Origin of the sequence: Protofrankia sp. CiP3, assembly GCF_917627345.1 — a bacterium.
Lineage (GTDB): Bacteria > Actinomycetota > Actinomycetes > Frankiales > Frankiaceae > Protofrankia.
Genome location: NZ_CAKJTM010000208.1, coordinates 1 through 3,594 on the forward strand (window position 1 = coordinate 1; position 3,594 = coordinate 3,594).

Consider the following 3,594-nt stretch of genomic DNA (forward strand, 5'->3'; position numbering starts at 1 on the left):
AAACACTAGCGTGTGAGGGGATCGAACGGATCGTGGTGGAATCGACCTCGGACTATTGGCGGCCGTTTTTCTACCTGTTGGAAGCCCGCGGATTGAACGTGTGGCTGGTCAACGCGGCCGATGTCAAACAAGTACCAGGACGGCCCAAAACCGACAAACTCGACGCGGTCTGGCTGGCGAAACTCACCGAACGCGGCATGCTGCGCCCGTCGTTCGTCCCCCCGGCCGCGATCCGGCAGCTACGTGACTACACCCGGCTATCCGTGGACCTGACCCATGACCGGTCCCGGGTCCGGCAACGGATGGAGAAACTCCTGGAAGACGCCCTGATCAAACTCTCCACGGTAGCGACCGACATCTTCGGGGTCTCCGGCCGCGCGATGATCGAAGCCCTGATCGGCGGGGAACGCAACCCCGACCGGCTCGCCGGCCTAGCCAAAGGCCGGATGCGGGTCAAACACGCCGCCCTCGTCGAAGCGCTCACCGGCCGGTTCGACGACCACCACGCCTACCTCGCCCGGATCCTGCTCGACCAGCACGACGCGTTGACCACCCAGATCGACGGGCTCGCCGCCACGGTCGAAACAACACTCGCGGCGATCCCCGCCGCCAGCCCACCGGGCGCCGCGGCCAACCCGCCACCCGGAGCGGGTTGTGACCCCACCACCGGTGAGATCACTACCGTGTTGTCCGCGGTGGCCCGTCTGGATGAGATACCCGGTATCGCCACCCGCGGCGCCCAGATCATCCTCGCGGAAATCGGATGGGACATGACCCGGTTCCCCACCGCCGGGCACCTGGTCTCCTGGGCGAGATCATCCCCCCGCACGATCCAGTCCGGCGCGAAAAACCGCACGGGTAAAACCGGCAAGGGCAACCCCTACCTCAAAGGCGTCCTCGGGGAAATCGCGGCTGCCGCCGCGAAGACCGACACCTTCCTCGGGGAACGCTACCGGCGGCTGATCAAACGGCAAGGCAAACGCAAAGCCCTCGTCGCCGTCGCCCGCTCCATCCTCGTGATCGTCTGGCATCTGCTCGCCGACCCCCACGCCCGCTACCACGACCTCGGCGCCGACTACCACACCACCAGGATCAACAAAGACCGCAAGACCCGAAACCTCATCCACCAACTCGAAGCCCTCGGCCACACCGTCACCCTCAACCCGGCCGCCTGACCCACCCACCAACCCTCACCCACCGTCACCACCCAGCAGTCAAGGACACCGGGTGGGCGCCAGCCTGCCCGCGCTCACCTCAGTTTTTCCGGTCAGATCCGAGAGGGGAAGATCATCGGGGTGCCCGCCGTCGGAGCGAGCTCTCGGTAAGCGAACGTGACACCCGCGGCGGTGACGGTGCGGGTCGGGGCGTCCTGGTACGACGCGGTCGTACCGTTCTCGAGTCCTGCCTGGTTGTTCATGTCAGTCTCCGTGTTCGGGCCCTACCGCGATGCCAGTTCCGCGTCCCATTGCTCCTGCAAGCCGGGATACAGCGTGGTGAGATCGTCAGACAGTGACGCCTTGACCATCTGACTGGTCGCGTCGGCGAGAACCTCCTCGGCGCCGCTCGCAACGGCAGTCACGATCTGCTCGGCGACGGATTCGGGGCTGACCTTGTCGCCACTCACACCCGCGGCCATGTCCGTGTCGATGAACCCAGCGTGCACGGCGACGACGAGGGTTCCCTGCTGTCGAAGCTCGATGCGGAGCGCGTTCGTCAGCGACCACGCGGCCGACTTCGATGCGCCATAGGTCGCACCTTGCGGCATGGACACGAACGAGAGCACAGACAGCACGTTGACCAACGCGCCGCCGCCGTTCTCCCGCAAGATCGGCGCGAAGGCGCGCGCCATCCTGAGCGAGCCGAAGAAGTTCGTTTCCATCTCGGCTCGCGCGGCCTCGATGGCCCCTTCTCCCATCGAGGTCGAACTCCGAAGGATGCCGGCGTTGTTGACCACGATCGAGACATCACGACTCCGCCGCGCAGCTTCTGCGATCTGGTCGCCGTCCGTCACGTCGAGCCGAACCGGGATGATGCGGTCGTCGGCGATGCTGCCAGGATCACGAGCCGCGCCGTAGACGGTGGCGCCGGATGCGAGCAACGCCTCCGCGATCGCGGCGCCGAGCCCACGGTTGGCGCCGGTGACCAGCGCAACCGCACCTTCGATCCTCATGGGTGTTCCCTTCTTGTCACAGCCGTCTCCCTCGTTGGATAGCCACTCAGTGGCGTGATAGAATTCGCTTTGGGACACGCGTGGGCGCGGGACGTTCGCGTAATGGGTCAGTGGGTGAACCCCTCGAGCGCCGTGCGCTCGAGATCGGCGTACCCGGGTCCGGGCTCGACGGTCACCGTCCGAACACTGAGTGGTTCACCACAGTGCGAGCACACCGAACGGGCGTCGACTAGGCGCCCACACGTCGAATGGCGCATCCCCAGCGGTGGCCCGGCGGGCGCGGCCCATCGGTCCCCCCATTGGCGCATCGCGGTGAGCACGTGCCAGAGGTCGCGACCCTTGTCGGTGAGCAGATACTCGGAACGGGGCGGATTGTCCTGGTACGGCACGCGCTTGAACACGCCATGGTCGACCAGCGTCTTCAAGCGCTGGTTGAGGATGTTGCGGGAGATGCCCAGCCGCGCCTGGAAGTCGTCGAACCGGCGCACGCCCAGGAACGCATCGCGGACGATCAGCAGGCTCCACCACTCCCCAACGACCTCGAGGCACTGAGCCACTGAGCAGCGCATGTCCCCGAAACTGACGCGCTCCATACATGTGAGGGTAGCGGGTTGCATGATAGAACTCAACCCTTCTGCTCAAGCGATAGATTCGACACCGGACTCCGCGCAACCGCCGAGCGCGTTCATGCGGGCCGCCGGCCTCGCGCTCGACGACCTTCAGAGCGCACACGTCACCGGCTGGATCGGCCTCGGGGGGACACATCGGTGGCTGCGGGCGCCGTCATGTGGCCGCCCGGCCCGACGGGCTGTCCGCGGCGGCGGTGTCCTACGGGCCGGAGATCCGCGCGCTCGCCCTGTACTTCCTTGTGCGTCAGCACCTGCCGGTCGAGCGGACCCGAGAGGTGATCATCGAGCTGTGTGGGGTGGCGGTCTCGACGGGCTGGCTGCACTCGCTGCTGGCGCTCGGCGCGGATGCCGTGGACAAGCCGGTCGAGGCGATCGAGGAACGGATCGCCGCCGAACCGGTCGCCGGGTTCGACGAGACGCCGCTGAAGGTCGGCCCGAAGGGCGAGAAGCGCTACGTGCTGTCCGCGTCGACGACGTTGTTCACGCTGTTCACGCTGGGCCGGCGGGACAAGGCGAGCTTCCGGATGTTCCTGCTCGGCCGGATGCTCGGGGTCGTCGTCCACGATCGCTACTCCCTCTACGACAACGCTGAGTTCGACGGCTTCCTGCACCAACTGTGCGTCAGTCATTACGCGGACCTCCGTGTTACTCGTGTTTCGCACCTACGCGGCGGCTGCGGCGCAGGCCAGGGAGTAGTCCCGTAATAGATCGGGGTCCACGTGACCTGGGCGAACCGCGGTAAATCTGGCCGCGATCAAGGTTCGGCGCAGCTTGACGAGCATGTCTTCGAAGGAC

At 66.2% G+C, this 3,594-nt stretch carries 5 protein-coding genes; 2 read left to right on the forward strand and 3 right to left on the reverse strand.

Going from position 1 to position 3,594, the window contains the following annotated elements:
- A partial coding sequence (locus MJ797_RS26295; RefSeq protein ID WP_239342366.1) for an IS110 family transposase occupies positions 1-1,175 on the forward strand: 1,175 nt, incomplete at its 5' end.
- 92 nt (positions 1,176-1,267) lie between these two features.
- Here the strand turns inward: MJ797_RS26295 and MJ797_RS26300 are convergent.
- From MJ797_RS26300 to MJ797_RS26310, 3 genes are all read right to left on the reverse strand, one after another.
- Complete coding sequence (locus MJ797_RS26300) at positions 1,268-1,417, reverse strand: hypothetical protein (RefSeq protein WP_239342368.1); 150 nt, start codon at positions 1,415-1,417, stop codon at positions 1,268-1,270.
- Positions 1,418-1,438: 21 nt separating this feature from the next.
- Positions 1,439-2,170 (reverse strand): SDR family oxidoreductase, encoded by a 732-nt coding sequence (locus MJ797_RS26305; protein WP_239342370.1) that lies wholly within the window; start codon positions 2,168-2,170, stop codon positions 1,439-1,441.
- A gap of 107 nt (positions 2,171-2,277) precedes the next feature.
- Positions 2,278-2,763 (reverse strand): helix-turn-helix domain-containing protein, encoded by a 486-nt coding sequence (locus tag MJ797_RS26310; RefSeq protein ID WP_239342372.1) that lies wholly within the window; start codon positions 2,761-2,763, stop codon positions 2,278-2,280.
- A 194-nt stretch (positions 2,764-2,957) separates the two neighbouring features.
- Between MJ797_RS26310 and MJ797_RS26315 the strand changes: the two genes are divergently transcribed.
- Entirely contained in the window at positions 2,958-3,503 is a 546-nt protein-coding gene (locus MJ797_RS26315; RefSeq protein WP_239342374.1) for a transposase, read from the forward strand.
- Positions 3,504-3,594: the final 91 nt, after the last annotated feature.